Origin of the sequence: Sphingomonas sp. Xoc002 (genome assembly GCF_050408055.1) — a bacterium.
Lineage (GTDB): Bacteria > Pseudomonadota > Alphaproteobacteria > Sphingomonadales > Sphingomonadaceae > Sphingomonas > Sphingomonas yabuuchiae.
In genome coordinates this window covers 267,570-285,219 of the sequence record NZ_CP191175.1, presented here as the reverse complement: position 1 = coordinate 285,219, position 17,650 = coordinate 267,570, and the positions used below count along the sequence as shown (strand labels likewise).

General features: G+C 66.7%; 22 protein-coding genes. 9 read left to right on the top strand and 13 right to left on the bottom strand.

What is annotated here, in order from left to right; genetic code table 11:
• The first annotated feature begins 119 nt into the window (after nt 1–119).
• From rpoN to ACQR50_RS01340, 4 genes are all read left to right on the top strand, one after another.
• Nucleotides 120–1,604, top strand: coding sequence for an RNA polymerase factor sigma-54 (gene rpoN, locus ACQR50_RS01355; protein WP_428969515.1), 1,485 nt, complete (start codon nt 120–122; stop codon nt 1,602–1,604).
• Between the two features lie 71 nt (nt 1,605–1,675).
• Nucleotides 1,676–2,044, top strand: a complete 369-nt coding sequence (locus ACQR50_RS01350; RefSeq protein ID WP_428969514.1) for a hypothetical protein — start codon at nt 1,676–1,678, stop codon at nt 2,042–2,044.
• Nucleotides 2,045–2,772: 728 nt separating this feature from the next.
• Nucleotides 2,773–3,264, top strand: coding sequence for a MucR family transcriptional regulator (locus tag ACQR50_RS01345; protein WP_428969513.1), 492 nt, complete (start codon nt 2,773–2,775; stop codon nt 3,262–3,264).
• Nucleotides 3,265–3,419: 155 nt separating this feature from the next.
• The gene (locus ACQR50_RS01340; RefSeq protein WP_428969512.1) at nt 3,420–4,091 is read left to right on the top strand and encodes a GNAT family N-acetyltransferase; all 672 of its coding nucleotides are present in this window, start codon (nt 3,420–3,422) and stop codon (nt 4,089–4,091) included.
• Nucleotides 4,092–4,115: 24 nt separating this feature from the next.
• Here the strand turns inward: ACQR50_RS01340 and ACQR50_RS01335 are convergent, their stop codons facing one another.
• The 13 genes from ACQR50_RS01335 to flgB form a co-directional block, all read right to left on the bottom strand.
• Entirely contained in the window at nt 4,116–5,006 is an 891-nt protein-coding gene (locus ACQR50_RS01335) for a flagellar motor protein MotB (RefSeq protein WP_056432215.1), read from the bottom strand.
• A 3-nt stretch (nt 5,007–5,009) separates the two neighbouring features.
• Nucleotides 5,010–5,873 (bottom strand): flagellar motor stator protein MotA, encoded by an 864-nt coding sequence (gene motA, locus ACQR50_RS01330; RefSeq protein WP_042487297.1) that lies wholly within the window; start codon nt 5,871–5,873, stop codon nt 5,010–5,012.
• Nucleotides 5,874–5,974: 101 nt separating this feature from the next.
• Entirely contained in the window at nt 5,975–6,868 is an 894-nt protein-coding gene (locus ACQR50_RS01325) for a flagellar hook-associated protein 3 (protein ID WP_428969511.1), read from the bottom strand.
• Between the two features lie 5 nt (nt 6,869–6,873).
• Nucleotides 6,874–8,217, bottom strand: a complete 1,344-nt coding sequence (flgK, locus tag ACQR50_RS01320) for a flagellar hook-associated protein FlgK (RefSeq protein WP_428969510.1) — start codon at nt 8,215–8,217, stop codon at nt 6,874–6,876.
• 15 nt (nt 8,218–8,232) lie between these two features.
• Nucleotides 8,233–8,502, bottom strand: a complete 270-nt coding sequence (locus ACQR50_RS01315; protein WP_236696924.1) for a rod-binding protein — start codon at nt 8,500–8,502, stop codon at nt 8,233–8,235.
• A gap of 56 nt (nt 8,503–8,558) precedes the next feature.
• On the bottom strand, nt 8,559–9,656 hold the full coding sequence (locus ACQR50_RS01310; protein WP_428969509.1) for a flagellar basal body P-ring protein FlgI: 1,098 nt from the start codon (nt 9,654–9,656) through the stop codon (nt 8,559–8,561).
• Between the two features lie 11 nt (nt 9,657–9,667).
• A complete protein-coding gene (locus tag ACQR50_RS01305) occupies nt 9,668–10,336 on the bottom strand; it encodes a flagellar basal body L-ring protein FlgH (RefSeq protein WP_428970614.1) in 669 nt (222 codons plus the stop codon).
• Nucleotides 10,337–10,410: 74 nt separating this feature from the next.
• On the bottom strand, nt 10,411–11,199 hold the full coding sequence (gene flgG, locus ACQR50_RS01300; protein ID WP_428969508.1) for a flagellar basal-body rod protein FlgG: 789 nt from the start codon (nt 11,197–11,199) through the stop codon (nt 10,411–10,413).
• 13 nt (nt 11,200–11,212) lie between these two features.
• Nucleotides 11,213–11,968, bottom strand: coding sequence for a flagellar basal body rod protein FlgF (locus tag ACQR50_RS01295; protein WP_428969507.1), 756 nt, complete (start codon nt 11,966–11,968; stop codon nt 11,213–11,215).
• Between the two features lie 30 nt (nt 11,969–11,998).
• Nucleotides 11,999–13,288: a flagellar hook protein FlgE gene (locus tag ACQR50_RS01290; RefSeq protein WP_428969506.1), complete on the bottom strand. Its 1,290-nt coding sequence runs from the start codon at nt 13,286–13,288 to the stop codon at nt 11,999–12,001.
• Nucleotides 13,289–13,317: 29 nt separating this feature from the next.
• Nucleotides 13,318–14,016, bottom strand: a complete 699-nt coding sequence (locus tag ACQR50_RS01285) for a flagellar hook assembly protein FlgD (protein WP_428969505.1) — start codon at nt 14,014–14,016, stop codon at nt 13,318–13,320.
• A gap of 2 nt (nt 14,017–14,018) precedes the next feature.
• On the bottom strand, nt 14,019–14,429 hold the full coding sequence (gene flgC / locus ACQR50_RS01280; protein WP_056432238.1) for a flagellar basal body rod protein FlgC: 411 nt from the start codon (nt 14,427–14,429) through the stop codon (nt 14,019–14,021).
• Nucleotides 14,430–14,432: 3 nt separating this feature from the next.
• The gene (gene flgB / locus ACQR50_RS01275) at nt 14,433–14,783 is read right to left on the bottom strand and encodes a flagellar basal body rod protein FlgB (RefSeq protein ID WP_058743877.1); all 351 of its coding nucleotides are present in this window, start codon (nt 14,781–14,783) and stop codon (nt 14,433–14,435) included.
• Between the two features lie 233 nt (nt 14,784–15,016).
• Between flgB and ACQR50_RS01270 the strand changes: the two genes are divergently transcribed.
• From ACQR50_RS01270 to ACQR50_RS01250, 5 genes are all read left to right on the top strand, one after another.
• The gene (locus tag ACQR50_RS01270; RefSeq protein WP_428969504.1) at nt 15,017–15,721 is read left to right on the top strand and encodes a motility protein A; all 705 of its coding nucleotides are present in this window, start codon (nt 15,017–15,019) and stop codon (nt 15,719–15,721) included.
• Entirely contained in the window at nt 15,718–16,269 is a 552-nt protein-coding gene (locus ACQR50_RS01265) for a hypothetical protein (protein ID WP_428969503.1), read from the top strand. Before ACQR50_RS01270 ends, ACQR50_RS01265 begins: the two co-directional genes overlap by 4 nt.
• Complete coding sequence (locus ACQR50_RS01260) at nt 16,266–16,763, top strand: flagella basal body P-ring formation protein FlgA (protein ID WP_428969502.1); 498 nt, start codon at nt 16,266–16,268, stop codon at nt 16,761–16,763. The genes ACQR50_RS01265 and ACQR50_RS01260 overlap by 4 nt, the downstream gene beginning before the upstream one ends.
• 78 nt (nt 16,764–16,841) lie before the next feature.
• Complete coding sequence (gene flgM / locus ACQR50_RS01255) at nt 16,842–17,159, top strand: flagellar biosynthesis anti-sigma factor FlgM (protein WP_428969501.1); 318 nt, start codon at nt 16,842–16,844, stop codon at nt 17,157–17,159.
• On the top strand, nt 17,156–17,467 hold the full coding sequence (locus tag ACQR50_RS01250; protein WP_056432249.1) for a hypothetical protein: 312 nt from the start codon (nt 17,156–17,158) through the stop codon (nt 17,465–17,467). Before flgM ends, ACQR50_RS01250 begins: the two co-directional genes overlap by 4 nt.
• The last annotated feature ends 183 nt before the right edge of the window (nt 17,468–17,650 follow it).

Genomic DNA, 17,650 nt, shown 5'->3' with positions numbered 1-17,650 from the left:
ATTCCCTCTATTCCTCCCCTTGCAGGGGAGGTGGCAGGGCGAAGCCCTGACGGAGGGGTGTCCCGCCATCGAGAGGGCGACACATCCTCCGGATGGTCCCCGGCGGCAGGAATGGCCATATGAGCCTCGCCCCGCGTCTCGACATCCGCCAGTCGCAATCGCTGGTGATGACGCCGCAGCTTCAGCAGGCGATCAAGCTGCTGACGCTGTCGAATCTGGAGGTCGAGGCGTTCATCGCCGAGGAGGTGGAGAAAAACCCCCTGCTCGACGCCGGCGCGGTGCGCGAAGTGGCGACACCCGAACGCCCCGAGCGCGAGGCGCCCGCCGGGGCCGACGAACTGGTCGCGGGGACGGCGCCCTCAGAAGACCGGGGCCTCGACCTGGATTACGCGACCGAGAGCCATCAGCAGGACAGCGTCGCCGATGGCGGCACCGGGCCGGACGGCGGCCTGTCGCTCAACGGCACGAGCGGCAGCGGCGGCCCGGGCGGCGAGGACGGGCCGGACTGGGACTCGCTGCCCGACGATGCGCCCAATCTGGCCGAGCATCTGGAGGCGCAGATTGCGCTGATCCTGTCCGGCGCCGACCTGACCATCGCTGCGCATATCATCGACCAGCTGGACGAGGCAGGTTATCTGACCGTGCCGCTGGACGAGATCGCCGGGCGGCTGGGCATCCCCCTCCCCCGCGTCGAATCGGTATTGAAGGTGGTTCAGGGGCTGGACCCGACCGGCGTCGGGGCGCGCGATCTGGCCGAATGCCTGGCGCTCCAGGCGCGCGAGGTTGACCGCTACGACCCGTGCATGGCCAAGCTGATCGCCAATCTCGACCTGCTGGCGCGCGGTGAACTGGTTCGGCTGAAGCGGATCTGCGGCGTCGATGACGAGGACATGGCGGACATGATCCGCGAGCTGCGCGGCTATGATCCGAAGCCGGGCTGCCGTTACGGCGGCGAGCCGTGTCAGGCGGTGGTGCCCGACCTGTTCGTCACCCGGACCAAGAATGGCTGGGGCATCGAGCTGAACACCGCCACCCTGCCCCGCGTGCTGGTCAACCGGCGCTATTATCAGGAACTGCGCCACGGCCCGCAGGACAAGGGGTCCAAGGCGTGGCTCGCCGATTGCCTGGCCAGCGCCAACTGGCTGATGAAGGCACTCGACCAGCGGCAGCGGACGATCATCCGCGTCGCGACCGAGATCGTGAAGCAGCAGGAAGCCTTCTTCCTCCACGGCGTCGCCCATCTGAAGCCGCTGACGCTCGCCCGCGTCGCCGAGGCGATCGGGATGCATGAATCGACCGTCAGCCGCGTGACCAGCAACAAGTATCTCAGCTGCGCGCGCGGGTTGTTCGAGCTGAAATTCTTCTTCACCAGCGGTATCGCGGCGGCGGATGGCGGCGACGCCGTATCGGCGGAGGCGGTGAAGAGCGCGATCAAGACGCTGATCGCGAACGAGGGTGCTAAGATCCTGTCGGACGACACGCTGGTCGAGCTGCTCCAGGCCAAGGGTTTCGACATCGCCCGGCGCACGGTTGCCAAATATCGCGAGTCGCTGGGCATCGGCAGTTCGGTCCAGCGTCGCCGCGCCCGTGCTTTGGCGGGGTGACATCGCCCGCCGCTTGAACACCGCGCCAAGTGTATTACATCGAACATACACAAGATTGCGAGGCCAGGCCGATGGGCAAGAAGAAGCACAAGAAGAAGCAGAAAAAGGCCAAGCTGGACGAACAGCCGGGCACGTCCGGCCCCTCGCCCCTGCACCGGATCGGTCAGGCGCTGCTCGATCAGGCGCGGAGCCCGGCCGGGCGGCAATTGCTCGCCACCGGGCTGATCGTCGCGGCCTCGGCACTTGCGCGCGAGACGACGAAGCGGCCGAGCGACGGCGCGACATCCTCGCCCGAGCCGACCCAGCCCGAAGCACCCGAGCCGCCGCAGGAAGGCGGAACCACGAAGTCGGGCCTATCCGAGGTCGTCGCCTTTGCCGGCATGGCGCTGTCGGCGCTGGACCAGTTCATCCACCGCCCACCGCCCCACGACAAAGGCTGAACCGGCTCCGCAGGCGGGATGAGTTCCGGGACTCTCCCGTCTCCCTGGCCTTCGACTTTGTTCAGGCGGAACGGGGTCGTGTATCCAGAACCATTCTTCGCTCCGTTCGGCCGGAGCGAGGTCGAAGGCCACGCCCATCCCCGGATGCAGATCGAAAATGCCACCCGATAGGGAAGGTAAATCGGGGGGAGCGACCCAGTCGCTCAACCCCCGGCACCGACGCGCGATGCCGGTTTTCCCGGCGGCTTCCACTCCTGCTTATAACTATCGTTGAAGCGCGGCGATGGGACAGCCTAGGCCGATGTACGGCGGAAGCAAGACAAAAAAAGGGCCGGTCGTGAGACCAGCCCGTGAAAGTTTTTTAGGAGAGGATGCCTGAAAGGCCCGCTCTCTATGCCGAGGCCGGACGATTTACACAAATGCAACCTCATCAATTTTGGTTGCAGATTTTGCATCCATCAGTCGAGATGTTCGATATGGCGATTTGCAGGCGCCCAATGCGCAATACGCTTTGATCGAAATCAACATAATCCCGCTCTTTATATCCTGATCTCAGGGCTTCTTTCGCTCGATCTTCGGACGATCTCGGCCACTGATAGCCGTCATTCGTGAACACCGCTCAAATATAAAATCGGTCATAAACCATCTAAATTCGGTCCGATGCTGCACAGAACGGTTGACCTTCCGCGATTGACGGTTAGGTCACATGAAAACAACAGGAGCGTATCATGGCCGACGACCCTATCGATGTGAATGCCGTAGAACTGGCAACTGAGCTGACCATTGCATGGTTGGGCAATCCCAATACCCGCACCTCCTCGGAAGAGGTTCCGGCGTTCCTGCACAAGATGCACGAGACCGTGTCTTCGCTCCTGGGCAGCGCTCCGCAGGCAACCGATGTCGAAGCGCCGACCGAATATGTTCCGGCCGTGTCGGTTCGCAAGTCGCTGGCGTCGAAGGATCACATCGTCTCGATGATCGACGGCAAGCCCTACAAGACGCTGCGCCGTCATCTGGCCACCCATGGCCTGACGCCGGAAGAATATCGTGAGCGTTACGGCCTGAAGCTGGATTATCCGATGGTCGCCGAGAGCTATTCGGAAAGCCGTCGCGCGATGGCCAAGAAGATCGGCCTGGGCCGCAAGCCCGGTCCGCGCAACGCGGCGGCCACCCCCGCCCCGCGCAAGTCGCGCAAGAGCGAGGCCGCCGACGCCGAGTAATCGCGTCGCGATCGACGGATCATTGGCCCGCCCGGCCGCCATGCTTTTCTCCCGAAGCATGGATGGCCGGGCGGGTTTTCCTTTGGGGCACGGCCCTCGTCCTTGCGTGCAGGCATTGCAGTTGATGCGGCACCGCCCATCCGCGATGACGGGACATGACCGATCTTCCGCTTGGCCCTGTCGTTACTGGGGGAGCCTGCCCACCGCCCGGGGCCGACCGTCATGTCGGCGCGGCCGTCACGCTCGAACCGCTGTCCACCCGACATGTCGCCGATCTGTGGGACGCGGCGCTGGGCGCGGACCGGTCATGGGCCTATCTGAAATACGGGCCATTCCCGACCGAGCATGACCTGGCGGCGCATGTCGCGCGCATCAGCGGCCTGGAACAGCAACCCTTCTTCGCCGTCATCCCCACCGCCAGCGGCAGGGCCGAAGGCTGGACCTCGTTTTGCGATATCGCTCCGAGCGATGCCGCGCTGGAGATCGGAAGCATCTGGTTTTCGCCCCGTCTGCAACGCACCCGCGCCGCGACCGAGGCGATCTTCCTGATGATGCGACATGTCTTTGCGATCGGCTATCACCGGGTCGTCTGGCGTTGCAATGCGCTGAACGACGCATCCCGGCGCGCCGCCAGCCGGTTCGGGTTCACCTATGAGGGGATGTGGCGGGGTGACGGCATCGTCAAGGGACGCCGCCGTGACACCGCCTGGTTCTCGATCCTGGACCATGAGTGGCCAACCCAACAGGCCCGGTTCGAAGCGTGGCTCGACGACCGCAATTTCGACGCCGATGGCCGGGCCATCAGACCCTTATGGCCGCGTGATTGAGCGCGGGAGTTCCGCCCCCGCCCCCTATTGCCCGAACACACCCTTGCGATAGAGCAGCGTGATCGCCACGCGGCGGTTGCGCGGGTCGGATGGATTGCCCGCGATCATCGGTTCGCGGTCGGCCACGCCCTCGATCCGCTCGAACCGCGATTCGGGCAGGCCCCCGGCGGCCAGGCGACGGCGGGTCGACTCGGCGCGGCTGGACGAGAGCAGCCAGTTGTTCATCGCGCGCGGATCGCCATAAGGCACGCTGTCGGTGTGGCCGCGGATCATGATCGTGTTGGGCACGTCGGCGACCGTCTTGGCGATGGTGCCGATCAGGTCGGACGCCGCCGGGGTCAGGTTCGTCGTGCCGGTCGCGAACATCGAATAATCGGCATTGTCGACCAGATCGATGCGCAGGCCGTCGTCGGTCGGGATGAAGCGCACCTGCTGCGCCAGCTTCTTGAGCTGGGGCGTGACCTCCATCTTCTTCAGGAGCTCACGCTTGATCGCGTCGAAGGTCTTCTGGTCCTGCGCCTTGGCGTTGGGATTGCGCAGCGAACCCTTGTCGCCGGTCCCGGCCTTGTCGCCGCCGCCCTCCGACGCCTTGGGCACGATCAGCTGGATACGCCCGGTGATCCCGCTCTGCTGGCGTCCCGCGCCCGGCCCACCGTTCAGCACCCCGCCGCCGATGCCCGTCGACTTGGTGTCGATCAGCGTCGGCGCGAAATAGTCGGCGATGCCCTTGCGCTGCTTCTCGGTGGTCGCGCCCAGCAGCCAGAGCAGCAGGAAGAACGCCATCATCGCCGTCACGAAGTCGGCATAGGCCACCTTCCACGCGCCGCCATGATGCCCGCCATGACCATCGGCGATGATCTTCTTGACGATGACGATCTTGGGCGGCTCGTTCTTGCCATGCGGTGCGCGGGCCATGGCTTACTTGCCCCGCAGGCCGTCGAAGACCTCGGCGAAGCCGGGCTGGTCCTTGTGCTTGATGCCCGAGCGTGCCGCCTCGATGACCAGCGGCTGGGGATGGCCGTGGAGCGAGGCAATGATGATCTGCTTGACCACGTGATAGATGGCGGCGTCGGCGTCGATCACCTGCTTCAGGCGTCCCGCGAACGGGTTGACGATGCCATAGGCCAGCAACACGCCCATGAAGGTGCCGACCAGCGCCGAGCCGATCATCCCGCCCAGCACGCTCGGCGGCTTGTCGATCGAGCCCATGGTCTTCACGATGCCGAGCACGGCCGCGACGATGCCCAGCGCGGGCAGCGAGTCGGCCAGGCTCTGAAGCGTGCCCTGCGGTCCCTCGACCTCGTGGTGATGGGTCTTGATCGCGTTGTCCATGACCTCTTCGACCGCATGCACGTCGAGCGTGCCCGACGACACCACGACCAGGCGCAGCGTGTCGGCGATCAGGTTCACCAAAGTATGGTCGGCGACCAGCCGGGGATATTCGGCGAAGACCGAGGAGGACTTGGGGTCCTCGACATGCGGCTCCAGCGCGATCGGGCCCTCGGTGCGGAGCATCTTCATCAGCTTCGAGACGAGGAAGATGACGTCGAGATAGTCCTGCTTCTTGTATTTCGGGCCCTTGAAGATCTTGCCCATCGCGCCGCCCAGCGCCTTCAGCTCGGCACCGCTGTTGCCGATGACGAGCGCACCGACGGCCGCGCCGCCGATGATGAGCATTTCGTGCGGGATCGCCTCGAAAACGGGGCCGAGCTTGCCGCCGGTGATGGCGAAGCCGCCGAACACCATGCCGAGCAGGATGACCAGGCCGATGGCAGGAAACATGGTGAACCGATTCTCCCGAAGACCGGCCGCAGTGCCCGTCAGATCACCGGCCTAGCCTGGTAAGGTCAAAATACAGTTACCGGGCCGATGCCCGGCCGCGATCATTTCAGATAATCGAACAGCGACAGGCTGGTCAGCTTGGTGAAGCTGGCCTGAGTCGCCTGAAGCACGGTCATCGTCTGTTGCAACTGCGTAATGGTCGAAACCGGATCGGCGTCTTCGATGCTGGAGCGCAGCTGCGCCCGGTCGGTGCTGGCGGCCTGTTGCAGCCCCTGCTGCAGCTCGACCCGCGCCTCGCGCGCGCCGACCGAGGCCTGGACGGTCGCGACATTGTCGTTGGCCGCCTTCAGCTTGTCCATCGCGTCCTTGATCGTCGCGGTGGCATCGCCGCCCGACTTCAGCGCGGTGACGAGCGTATTGAGGACGTTCAGCGTATCGTCGGTCGTGCCCGCCTTGAACACGCGGTCGGCGCCGACCGAGACGTCGACGCTCTGGCCGTCGGCGATCGGGATGTCGGACACATTGGCCTGCGAATAGGCATAGCGACCATTGACCATCGTCACCGCATCGGTGCCCGCCGCCGCGCCGAACAGCGGCAGGCCGCGCGAGTCCTTGGCATTGGCGAGACCCAGCAGCGCGTCGCGGATCGAGGCGATCTGGTCGCCCACGCTCGAACGGTTGGCGGCGGTCAGGGTGCCGTTCGCCGCCTGGGTGGTCAGCTCCAGCGCCTTCTGCACCTGGTTGCCGATCTGGCCCAGCGTCGTGTCGGCCTGTTGCAGCAACGAGCCCGCCAGCGTCAGATTGGTCTTGTACACCGCATCGTCGGCGTCGCGGCGGTTGAACTCGGCGACCTGGGCGGCGGCGGCGGCGTCGTCCGACGGGTTGGTCAGCTTCTTGCCGGTCGAAACCTGGACCTGCAACGCATTCGCCTTGCCGGTCAGCTCGGTCATCCGCCGCGAGGCGGTGTCGTAGAAGACGCTGGTGGAAATCTGCATGACCGTTACCGCAGCTCGAGAATGGATTGGAAGGTTTCGCGCGCCGCCTGGATCACCCGGCTGGTCGCGGAATAGGCCTGTTGAAAGCGCATCAGCGTCACGGCTTCCGCATCGAGCGTGACGCCCGAGGCGGCCGACAGCGTGGCCTTGGCCCCGTCGCTGATCGCGGACTGCGCATCGGCGACGGTCTGGCGCTGCTTCAGCGTGGTCGCGTTGTCGGTGATGATCTGGGTCAGCTTGCCTTCGAACCCGACCGAGCCGCGCGCGGTTTCCAGCGCGGCCAGATTGTCGGCGTTGCGCGAACCCTGATTGCCCTTGGCCGCCGCGATCTGCGACCCGTCGGTGAACAACAGGGTCATTTCCGCAGTGCCCGCCTTCAGGCCGAACATGGCCGTGCCGGTATTGCCGTTCAGGTCCTGGCCACCGGCCTGGAGATTGTTGACCGTCTCGACGAAGCTCTTGGCGACCTGATTGAAGGCGCCGCGCGTCGCGTTGATCCGCTCGGCCCCGTCCAGCATCCCCGCCATCGCGCCGCCGCCGGGTACGAAGTCGCTGATCTGGCCCTGTAGGGCGACGTGGAAGGACACGCCGCCATCGGCGCCGCGCTGATAGGTGACGGACCCGGTGGAGTCGGTCGCCGCCAGGATCGGCCCGGCCCGGTCGCCGAGTCGCACCGTCGCACGGCCGAGCTCGTCGGTCGTGCTGGTGATGTCGGACAGCGCGCTCATCTGGGTCAGGATCTGGTCGCGCTGGTCGGTCAGCTGCGCCGCGGCCGCGGTGCCGGGCTGGGTCCGGCCCAGACCTTCGTTGACGCGGACCAGCGAGGTGGCGAGCGAGGACAGGTCGTGCGCGGCCTGCCGCGCCTGACCGTCGAAATCCGCATTGATCTGATCGAAGGCCGAGTCGGTCGCGGTGAACGCCGTCGCGGTCGAACGCGCGGTCTCCAGCATGGTGGCGCGCAGCGCGGTCGAGGTCGGCTCGGCCGCCAGCGTGCGCGCGGCGGTGAAGAAGGCGGTCAGGCGCGTCTGGACCTGGTCGCCGGTCATCGCGCCTTCGATCCGGTTCAGCCAGGTCACGCCCGTCGTGGTGCGCGACAGGTCGGCGGTGGCCGAACGAACCGCGGCGCTGGCATAGACGTCGGTGGCGCGCGCAATGCCCAGCACCATGACGCCCGAGCCCGCGGAAATCTTATTCGCCGCCAGGCCAGCGGCGGGCGAGATCTCCTGCATCGTGACCGACCGACGCGAATAGCCGTCCGTTCCGACATTGGCGATATTCTCACCAACGGCGGTCAGCGCGGTCTGATATGCGCGGACGCCCGAAGCGCCGATAGAGAGCAGGTCGCTCATGGTTACTGCGGTACGTTATGTCTGGTTAACGACAGGTTGAGATTTCGCCAGAAAGGCGGTGACGGCCTTGCCGATCCCCAGCGGGGCCTGGGTGGCCATCGTCTGGGCAACCTGTTGATCCTGCATGTCCCGGAACGTGTCCAGCGCCTTGGAGTCGAACATGGTTTCGCTCAGCTTGGTCTGGCGCATCGCCTTCAGCATCATGCCGGTGAAGATCGCCTCGAACTGGGTGCCCGCCTTGTCCAGATTGGCGCCGTTAGACAGGCGGCGGGTGTCGGTGGACACCGTGCCCGCGATCGCGGAGGCCGCCGTCGCTGGCGAAGTGGGTGAAATGCTCTGGGTCACAGGACGATCAACTCCGCCTTGAGCGCGCCGGCTTCCTTCAGCGCTTCGAGAATGGCGACCAGGTCGGACGGGGCCGCGCCGATCGCGTTCACCGCCTTGACGACATCGGCCAGCTTGGGACCGGGCGCCAGGACGAACATAGGGCGACGCTCTTCCTCGACCGAGACGCCCGACTTCTGCGTCACCGCCGTCTGACCCCCGCTGAGCGGGCCGGGCTGGCTGACGCGCTGATTCTCGTCGATCTTTACGGTCAGCTTGCCGTGCGTGACCGCCGCCGGGCCGACACGGACCGCCGAGTTGATGACGACGGTGCCGGTGCGGGCGTTGACGATGACCTTGGCGGGCGGCTCGGCCGAGGTGACGTTCAGATTCTCGATCTCGGACATCAGCGTGGCGCGGACATCAGCGCCCATCGGCGCGCGGACCGCGACCGACACGGCGTCCATCGCCTGCGCGGTGCCCATGCCCAGACGCGCATTGATCGCCTGCGCGACATTCTGCGCGGTGGTGAAGTCGGCACGCGCCAGGTTGAAGGTCAGGCTGGGCGCAGTGTCGAAGCCGGTGGCGACCGCACGCTCGACCGTCGCTCCTTCGGGGATACGGCCGACCGAGGGGATGTTGACGACGATCTTCGACCCGTCCGCGCCTTCCGCGCCCAGACCGCCGACCGCAAGGTTCCCCTGCGCCATCGCATAGATCTGGCCGTCCGCACCCTGAAGCGGGGTGAGGATCAGGCTGCCGCCGCGCAACGACTTGGCCTTGCCCATCGAGGCGACGGTGATGTCCAGCTTCTGGCCCGGCTTGGCGAAGGGCGGCAGTTCGGCCGTGACCATCACCACCGCGGCATTCTTCATGCCCGGATTGGCGGTCGGCGGCAGTTGCAGCCCGAAGCGCGAGACCACCGCCTTCAGCGACTGGACGGTATATTCCAGATTGTCGTCGCCCGTACCCGGCAGACCGACGACGATGCCGTATCCGGTCAGCTGGTTGGTGCGGATGCCCTGGAACCCGCCCAGGTCCTTGATCCGGTCGGCCGAGGCCGAGCCTGCGATCGCGAAGGTGGCGAAGAGCGCGAGAAAGAAGCGGAGGATCATGTGCTATGGCCTCAGAACGGGCTGACGGCTTGGAAGAAGCGGCTCAGCCAGCCTTGGCGGCTGGCGCGGGCGACGTCGCCCTTGCCGGTATAGGCGATCTGCGCATCGGCGACGCGGGTCGACTCGACGCGGTTGTCGATGCCGACATCGGCCATGCGGACCAGCCCCTTGATCTGGATGAACTCGTCCCCGCGGTTCAGCGTCACGCGCTTCTGCCCCTGGACCAGCATCGTGCCGTTGGGGAACACCTGCGCCACGGTGACGGTGATCTCGCCCGACAGCGAGTTGGACTGGTCGGCCGCGCCCGATCCGTTGAAATTGCGGCTGCCGCTCATGCCGATATCGGTCGACTTGAGCAGCTTGCCCAGCGGGCCGGTGGTCGGCGGGGCCAGACCCAGATCGCCCTTGGAGCCGAGCTTGGAGTTGGCCGACTTGGTCGCCGCCGTCCGCTCGACCAGTACGATGGTCAGCGGATCGCCGACCTTGCGCGCGCGCCACCCTTCGTACAGCGCGGCATAGCCGTCCGACACCTGGAAGATGCCGCCATTGGGCTGGACGGGCTGCGCGACCGGCTGCATCGGCATCGGGGCCGGGCGCACCGTCGAGAAATCCTCGGCCGGCTTCTTGCGGCCGAACAGGCTGGCATGGGCGGGCGCAGGGATCAGCGCGACGGCGACCATGGTGCCCGCCGCCGCCGACAGCGCCAGCTCGGTCCAATAGTCGAAACGCAGGGTGGGAAAGCGCAGGGTCATGGTCACAGATTCTGGTTCGCGTACTGAAGCATCTCGTCGGTCGACTTGATCATCTTCGAGTTGACCTCATAGGCGCGCTGGGTCTCGATCATGTCGACCAGCTCCTCGACGACGTTGACGTTCGAACCTTCGAGCATGCCCTGACGGATCTGGCCGCGCCCTTCGAGCCCGGCGACACCCATGTTCGCCGCGCCCGAGGCGGCGGTCTCGGTCAGGTAGTTGTCGCCCTTGGACTGAAGCCCGGCCGAGTTGGGGAAGCTGGCGATCTGGATCTGGCCGATCTCGGCCGCCGCGGCCTGGCCCGGCAGGGTCGCCGAGACGGTGCCGTCGGTGCCGATCGTGATCTGGGTCGTGCCCTCGGGGACGGTGATGCCCGGCATCACCTGATAGCCCTCGGCCGTCACCAGCTGCCCTTCGGCCGAGCGCGAGAAATTGCCCGCCCGGGTATAGCCGAGCGTGCCGCCCGGCATCTGCACCTGGAAGAAGCCGTCACCGTCCAGCGCCAGGTCGAGGCTGTTGTTGGTGGTCTGCATCGACCCTTGCGTGTTGATGCGCGCGGTCCCCTGGATCCGCACGCCGGTGCCCAGGTTCAGGCCGGTCGCATATTTGCTCTCGGTCGAGCTGGCCGCGCCCGGCGCGGTGATCGTCTGATAGGCCAGCGTCTCGAACGCGGCGCGATCGCGCTTGAACCCGGTCGTGTTGACGTTGGCCAGGTTGTTCGAGATGACCCGCATACGCATATCCTGGGCATCGAGCCCGGTGCGCGCGACGTGCAAAGCGGCGGAAGACATGTCCCTTTAATCCTCAGCTCGGCAGACGCATCAGCGATGCGCTGTTCTCATCCAACGACTTGGCCTCTTTCATGAGGTTGGCCTGCACCTCGTAGCTGCGCTGGTTCTCGATCATGTCGACCAGCGTCTGGGTCATGTTGACGTTCGACCCTTCCAGCGCGCCCGACTGGACGGTGGCGTCCATGTCCTGCGGCATCGCCCCGCCGCCCTTGACGCGCAGCAGATTGTCGAGCCCCTTCACCGTCTGCGTGCCGCGCGTATCGGCCAGCTTGATGCGGTCGATCACCTGGGGCTGGGTATCCGGCCCGGCGCCCAGCGGCACGATCGACAGCGTACCGTCGGGGGCGACGGTCATCGAATTGTACGGCGGCACCGTGATCGGGCCGTTCTGGCCGATCACCGGATAACCGTCGCCGGTCTGCAGCACGCCGGAGGCCGTGACCTCCAGGTCGCCGCGACGGGTATAGGCTTCGGTCCCGTCCGGGGCCTGCACCGCCAGCCACGCGCTGGACGTCGCGATCGCCACGTCCAGCGCGTTGCCGGTATGCTGGATCGTGCCCGGCTGACGGTCGGCGTCGGTCACTTCCTCGGCGGTGGGCATCCGCGCCTCGAACGCCGCACCGCCGCCCTTCAGGTCGATGCGGTCGAACACGACGCGGTCGGCGCGGAACCCGATCGTCGAGGCATTGGCCATGTTGTTGGCGATCGCGGTCTGCGCCGCCATATGCGCCCGCATGCCCGTCGATGCCGTATAGACCAGCTTGTCCATCGCGGTTCCCCGTTAGCCCCCGGCGTTCGCTTAGCTGCGGATGTTGAAGATGGTCTGCGAGATCTGGCTCGACGTATCGAGCGCCTTCGCATTCGCCTGGAAATCGCGCTGCGCGGCGATCAGGTTGACCAGCTCCTCGGTGATGTCGACGTTCGAGCCCTCGATGGTGCTCGACCGGATCGCGCCGTAGGCCCCTTCATTGGCGGTGCCGAACTTGGCCTCGCCCGACTTGCCGGTGGCTTCCCAATAGCTGTTTCCTTCCTGGCGAAGGCCCGGCATGTTGACGAAGGTCGCCACCGCCACCTTGCCCAGATTGGCGGTCTCGCCATTGGTGAAGGACGCCGTGACCAGGCCGTTCTCGCCGACCGACACACCCGACAACAGGCCGACCGCCTTGCCGTCCTGGGTACGCGAGGCGACCGAGAAGATCGAACCCGACTGCGACGAGCCGGTATAGTCAATCGTCAGCGGCTGCGCGGTGATCGAGGTGCGCGGGGTGTAGTTGTCGAACTTGGTCGGGCCGACCGGCGTCTTCAGGTTGCCGCCCGCGTCGAAGGTCATCTCGACCGGCGCGGCCGAGCCGTTCCGCGTCATCTCCTGATCGTTGACATAGCTGTAGACCAGCCAGGTGCTGCTGCCGTCGGCGGGCTGGATCGGCTTGTTGTTGGCATCCAGCGGCAGCGGCTTGCGGACATAATAATTGGTCAGCGTCATGGCGTTGCCCGACGTGTCGTAGATCTTGGTCTGGGTGGTGTTGTTGTACGTGCCCATGTTGGTCCGGTCGAACGCCGCCGTCGGCGCGACCGCCGTGCTCGACAGGTTGATGTCCAGCGTGACGTTCTTGGTCGACACCGGCGTGCCGCTGGTCGGCGGCAGCTGCAGGCTGGTCAGGCCGTCATTGCCGAACGAGGTGACGTTGCCGTCCTTGTCGACCGGGAACACCTGCATCCGGTTCCCCTGCGTGTCGGTGACATAGTTGTTGGTGTCGACCTGGAACGAGCCGTTGCGGGTATATTGCAGCGTGCCGGTCGTGCCGCCCGACTGCACCGTGAAGAAGCCGTCGCCCGAGATGGCAAGGTCCAGCGCGTTCGACGTGCTGGTGTAGTTGCCTTCCTTGAACTCCTGGCGGTTGGCCTTGACCACCGTGCCCGAGCCGACCTGCTTGAACGGGTCGGTCGAGAAATTGGCCGCCATCACGTCGGCGAATTCGGCGCGGCTCTTCTTGAAGCCGTTGGTGCCGACGTTCGCGAGGTTGTGCGAGATGACCGACATGTCGGTCTGCGAAGCCTGAAGGCCGCTGAGCGAGGTGTAGAAGGACATGGGCTATCTTCCTGGTGCGTAAAGGGGGATCAGCCGACCGAGCGGACGGCGGAAAGCTGGACCTGGCCGAGACCGGCGACGGTCAGGACGGGGGAACCGGTGCTGGGCATCGACACCGACTGGACCGGTGCCCAGACGAGCGAGCGGCTGCCGACGGCGGTGTTGCCGTTCGATGCCGAGACCGAGAGGGTGAAGGGCCCCGAACCGGCTTCCTTGCCGTCCTCGGTCTTGCCGTCCCAGTCATAGCCGACGGTGCCGCCCTGCTGGGTGCCGAGCGACAGCGACTTGAGGACCGCACCCTGCGCGTCGGAGATCGTGACCGACACGTCCGTCGCGGCGCCGTCCAGTTCGACCTGGCCCGCCAGCCCGCCGCTGCTGCGGCCATAGGCGGTCGTGCCCTGGGTCAGCACGGTCTTGCCGACATAGTTCATCGCGTCCGACGGGGTCGTCGCGTTCAGCTTGGTCGCGATCGCGCCGAGCGTGGTGTTCATCTCGGAGATGCCCGCCACGCTCGAGAACTGCGCCATCTGGGCGACCATCTGGGTGTTGTCCATCGGCGCGAACGGATCCTGGTTCTTCAGCTGCGCGGTCAGCAGCTGCAGGAAATCGCCCTGGTCCAGCGTCGTGGCCGACTTCTTGGCCGTGGTCGTGGTCGTCGCGGCGGTGGTTGCCCCGGCACGCTTGATGCCCAGGCTGTCCAGCGTCGACGTCATCGCGGTGGAGGTCATGATCAGCGGCCCAGCTTGAGGGTGTCGAGGATCAGCGACTTGGCCGTCTGCATCACTTCGACATTGTTCTGATAGGTGCGCGAGGTCTCCATCATGTCGACCAGCTCGCGGGTTTCGTCGACCGCCGCCTCGAAGACGTTGCCGTCCTTGTCGGCCAGCGGGTTGTTGGGGTCGTGGCGCTTGGTGGGGTCTTCGCCCGCCGTCACGATCTTCTCGACATCGACGGTGGACAGGCCGGTCGCGGCGTCGAAGCTGGTGCGGAACACCGGCTTCATCGTCTTGTACGCGGTGTCGACCGACCCGGCGATGCCACCGGCATTGGCCAGGTTCGACGCGGTGGTGTTCATCCGCACCAGCTGCGCCGACATGGCGCGACCGGCGACCTGGAAGATGGAAAGCGGTCCGTTCGGCATCGCTTATTCGCCCTTCAGCGCGCGGGTGATGGTGGAAATGCGACCGTTCAGGAACGACAGCGTCGTCTGATACTGGACCGCATTCTCGGCGAAGGCGGTCTGTTCCTGGTTGAGTTCGACGGTGTTGCCGTCGAGCGAGGTCTGGATCGGCACGCGGTACTTCATCGCGTCCGCAATGCCCCGGCCCTGATCCTGACCGCCCTCGACCGAGGCGAGCGCCGCCTTGAAATCGATGTCGCGTGCCTTGAAGCCCGGGGTCGAGGCGTTGGCGATGTTCGACGCCAGCACACCCATGCGCTGCGCCCGCACCTCCAGTGCGGCACCGTGCACTCCGAAAAGCGTTTCTGCGGCCATCGTTCAACCTCCTTTCCCACGCGGGACTTCGCGATGGCCAAGCCCTCGCAATGACCGTGCCAACTGCTTGGCCAGAAGGGATTGGGGCAGGCGGCAGGGCGGCGGCAGGCCCGGCCCGGCAAGCGGTTGCCGGTTTTTGCCGGTCGGCGGCAACCGGGCGGCAGCGCTCCCGGCAGCGGCCTTGCGCGCCCTTCCCGTGCACGAATTGGCCCGGTCTTTGCGTGGGTGCGCGCATGACTGCATTTCCTCCGCTTCATCAGTTCTTCGACGCCGCGGCGCTGGCCATCGTGCTGGGCGGAACGCTGATCGCGACGCTGTTGCGCACGCCCTGGCGCGATGCCGGGCGGGCGATGCGCGCACTCGCGGTGCTGCCGAGACGCCCCTTTTCCGCCGATCCGCTGGTCGAGCAGATCGCGCACCTGTCGCGCATGGCGAAGCGCCAGGGTGTCCTGGCGCTCGACCGCTCGGTCATCACCGATCCCGACATGGCCGAGGCGGTCGCCGCGATCGTCGATGGCGAAGGGGCCGAGGCCGTGGCCGCTCGGCTGAACCTCGCGCGCGCCGCGCGGGTCGAGCGGCATGTGGCGACCGCCGATGTCTGGACCGGCGCCGCCGAGACCGCGCCCGCCATGGGCATGGTCGGCACGCTGATCGGCCTGGCGGCCATGTTCGCGACGATGAACGATCCGCAGCGGATCGGCGGCGCCATGGCGATCGCGCTGCTCGCCACGCTCTATGGCGCGCTGTTCGCCAATCTGGTCGCGCAGCCGATCGCGATGCGCCTGCGTCGCGCGGCGCGGATCGAGGCGTTCGAGCGGACCCGGATCGTCACGCCGCTGGCCGCCCTGGCCGCGCGCGAGGCCCCGCGCCCGTCACGCGGGGGCACGGACTCCAAGTCGGGTCCGAAGTCCGGCCCCAATCTGGTCAGTGTCGCATGACCGAGCCGTTCTTTCCCGAAACGCCGCCCGCGCGGCCGATCTGGCTGATCACGCTGGCCGACCTTGCGCTGTTGCTGGTCGGCTTCCTCGTTCTGGTCCAGGCTACGGGGGCGGAGCGGCGCCCTGCCCTGCTCAACGGCCTGCGCGCGCATTTCGGCAGCAGCGACCCCGTCGATCAGGCGCTGCGGGCACCCCCTGCCCTGCCGCCCGCCATGCCGGTCGCCACCGCCGCGCTGAACTTCGCCGCCGGGTCCGCCGTGCCGGTCGAGCCCGACGCGCTGTTCGTCCCCTGGGCGCGCGAGGCGCTGGCCGATCCGCGCGTCCGCCTGTCCATCGTCGGTTCGACCGACGGCAGCGCCGCCGATGTCGATCCCGTCACCCATAGCGCGGTCGTGCTGGCCGCCGATCGCGCCCGCACCGCGGCCGCGCTGATCGGGCCCGCCGCCGCCGACCGCCTGATCCTGTCCACCGCCGGAAAGCCGGGCCCTCGCGTCGCGATGGTCACCCTGGTCTTTGCCGGCGAACCTTCACGGAGACCCTCACGATGATCCTGTCCCTGCTTCTGGCCGGTGCCGCCGGTTTCCAGGATATCACCGCACTCGACGCCGCCGTCACCGCCTTTACCGGCCGACCGGTCGGGGTGGAGGGCGGCCCCCGCTCGACGATCGACAACCGGCTGAAGCTGGCCCAGTGCCCGACGGTCGCGCTGTCCTGGCGCACGGAGGCGCATGACGCGGTGGTCGTCACCTGCTCCAGCCCGCAATGGCGCATCTTTGTACCGGTGCTCTCCGCCCCCAGGCCCGCGCCCGAGCCGCGTGTGATCCCGGCGGTGGCGGTGAAGGCCGAACCCGTCATCAAGCGCGGCGACCCGGTCGTGATCGAAGCGGGATCGGACGGCTTTTCCATTACGCGGGAAGGGGTTGCCATGGCCGACGCGGCGCCCGGCGGGCATTTCCCGGTCCGCATCGAATCCGCTCGCCAGCCGATCCAGGCGGTGGCGCTGGCCAGCGGTCGTGCCACCCTGCCCGGCTGGTCCGAATGAGGGGCGCGGGCGCGGCGGAAAACGGGGAAAAAGCGTAAATTCGCGCTAAAGAATCCCCGGCCCCGGCCGTTATACCCCATGTCAGCGGAACCAGAGGGTGCGGGCATGGTGGAAGTAACAAGGCTGAGTGCCGGGGAAGCGAGGGTCGGGCGGGTCGCCGCCGTGACGCGTCCCAACGCGCTCGCTAAAGCCGCCAGCCCCGCCCAGCCCCCGGTCAAGGCGAACGACATGAGCGGCGTCAGCAACATGGCCCGCACCCTGGCCGCGCAGCCGCCGGTCGACATGGACCGGGTCGCCCAGATCAAGAAGGCCATCGCCAATGGCGATTTTCCGATCCTGCCGGCGACCATCGCCGACCAGATGATTGCGCTGAAGCTGGACTGGAATGGTAAATGACACGCCGTGACGCCCTGATCCGGGTCATCGAGGCCCTCCACCGCGAAATCGCGGCGCTGAAGGTCAACGACGTGGCCGCGCTGGAACGCGCGACGACCGAGAAGCTGGCCGCGATCGAAGAGGTCGCCGCGCTCGGCACCGGTCCCGCAGGCCCCGAGCTGCGCGAGCTGGCCGACGAGGCCAACCGCCTGAACGAGACCTGCCGCATCTATGTGAACCTGATGGCGGCCAATGTGCGCCGCCGCCTGCAGACGCTGACCGGCGATGCGGGCATGGGCTATCGCCCCGCCATGCGCGCCTATGCCTGATTGCCGCTTGCCGGGCGGCAACGGGTTGCCGCTTTGCCGGATCGGCGGCGGCATCCCCGGCAGGACAATCGGCAGCCCGAACTAGCCTGAGCGAACAAGAGCCCGGTTTTCCGGGCTTTTTTATTGCCCTCGGCCGATTCCTGTCGCGACCCTGACGGCACCGTCAGGAATTGGCACGCCCCT

What these genes read in the sequence shown, in the direction of transcription:
- ACQR50_RS01265 (WP_428969503.1), top strand. Translation starts at nt 15,718, where the DNA reads ATGACCGAGCCGTTCTTTCCCGAAACGCCGCCCGCGCGGCCGATCTGG.
- ACQR50_RS01260 (WP_428969502.1), top strand. Translation starts at nt 16,266, where the DNA reads ATGATCCTGTCCCTGCTTCTGGCCGGTGCCGCCGGTTTCCAGGATATC.
- ACQR50_RS01295 (WP_428969507.1), bottom strand. Translation starts at nt 11,968, where the DNA reads ATGGACAAGCTGGTCTATACGGCATCGACGGGCATGCGGGCGCATATG.
- ACQR50_RS01305 (WP_428970614.1), bottom strand. Translation starts at nt 10,336, where the DNA reads ATGGTCGCCGTCGCGCTGATCCCTGCGCCCGCCCATGCCAGCCTGTTC.
- flgC (WP_056432238.1), bottom strand. Translation starts at nt 14,429, where the DNA reads ATGCCGAACGGACCGCTTTCCATCTTCCAGGTCGCCGGTCGCGCCATG.
- ACQR50_RS01250 (WP_056432249.1), top strand. Translation starts at nt 17,156, where the DNA reads ATGACACGCCGTGACGCCCTGATCCGGGTCATCGAGGCCCTCCACCGC.
- flgK (WP_428969510.1), bottom strand. Translation starts at nt 8,217, where the DNA reads ATGAGCGACCTGCTCTCTATCGGCGCTTCGGGCGTCCGCGCATATCAG.
- ACQR50_RS01345 (WP_428969513.1), top strand. Translation starts at nt 2,773, where the DNA reads ATGGCCGACGACCCTATCGATGTGAATGCCGTAGAACTGGCAACTGAG.
- ACQR50_RS01350 (WP_428969514.1), top strand. Translation starts at nt 1,676, where the DNA reads ATGGGCAAGAAGAAGCACAAGAAGAAGCAGAAAAAGGCCAAGCTGGAC.
- ACQR50_RS01285 (WP_428969505.1), bottom strand. Translation starts at nt 14,016, where the DNA reads ATGACCTCCACCGCGATGACGTCGACGCTGGACAGCCTGGGCATCAAG.
- flgG (WP_428969508.1), bottom strand. Translation starts at nt 11,199, where the DNA reads ATGTCTTCCGCCGCTTTGCACGTCGCGCGCACCGGGCTCGATGCCCAG.
- ACQR50_RS01310 (WP_428969509.1), bottom strand. Translation starts at nt 9,656, where the DNA reads ATGATCCTCCGCTTCTTTCTCGCGCTCTTCGCCACCTTCGCGATCGCA.
- flgB (WP_058743877.1), bottom strand. Translation starts at nt 14,783, where the DNA reads ATGGCCGCAGAAACGCTTTTCGGAGTGCACGGTGCCGCACTGGAGGTG.
- motA (WP_042487297.1), bottom strand. Translation starts at nt 5,873, where the DNA reads ATGTTTCCTGCCATCGGCCTGGTCATCCTGCTCGGCATGGTGTTCGGC.
- ACQR50_RS01325 (WP_428969511.1), bottom strand. Translation starts at nt 6,868, where the DNA reads ATGCAGATTTCCACCAGCGTCTTCTACGACACCGCCTCGCGGCGGATG.
- rpoN (WP_428969515.1), top strand. Translation starts at nt 120, where the DNA reads ATGAGCCTCGCCCCGCGTCTCGACATCCGCCAGTCGCAATCGCTGGTG.
- ACQR50_RS01335 (WP_056432215.1), bottom strand. Translation starts at nt 5,006, where the DNA reads ATGGCCCGCGCACCGCATGGCAAGAACGAGCCGCCCAAGATCGTCATC.
- ACQR50_RS01290 (WP_428969506.1), bottom strand. Translation starts at nt 13,288, where the DNA reads ATGTCCTTCTACACCTCGCTCAGCGGCCTTCAGGCTTCGCAGACCGAC.
- flgM (WP_428969501.1), top strand. Translation starts at nt 16,842, where the DNA reads ATGTCAGCGGAACCAGAGGGTGCGGGCATGGTGGAAGTAACAAGGCTG.
- ACQR50_RS01270 (WP_428969504.1), top strand. Translation starts at nt 15,017, where the DNA reads ATGACTGCATTTCCTCCGCTTCATCAGTTCTTCGACGCCGCGGCGCTG.
- ACQR50_RS01340 (WP_428969512.1), top strand. Translation starts at nt 3,420, where the DNA reads ATGACCGATCTTCCGCTTGGCCCTGTCGTTACTGGGGGAGCCTGCCCA.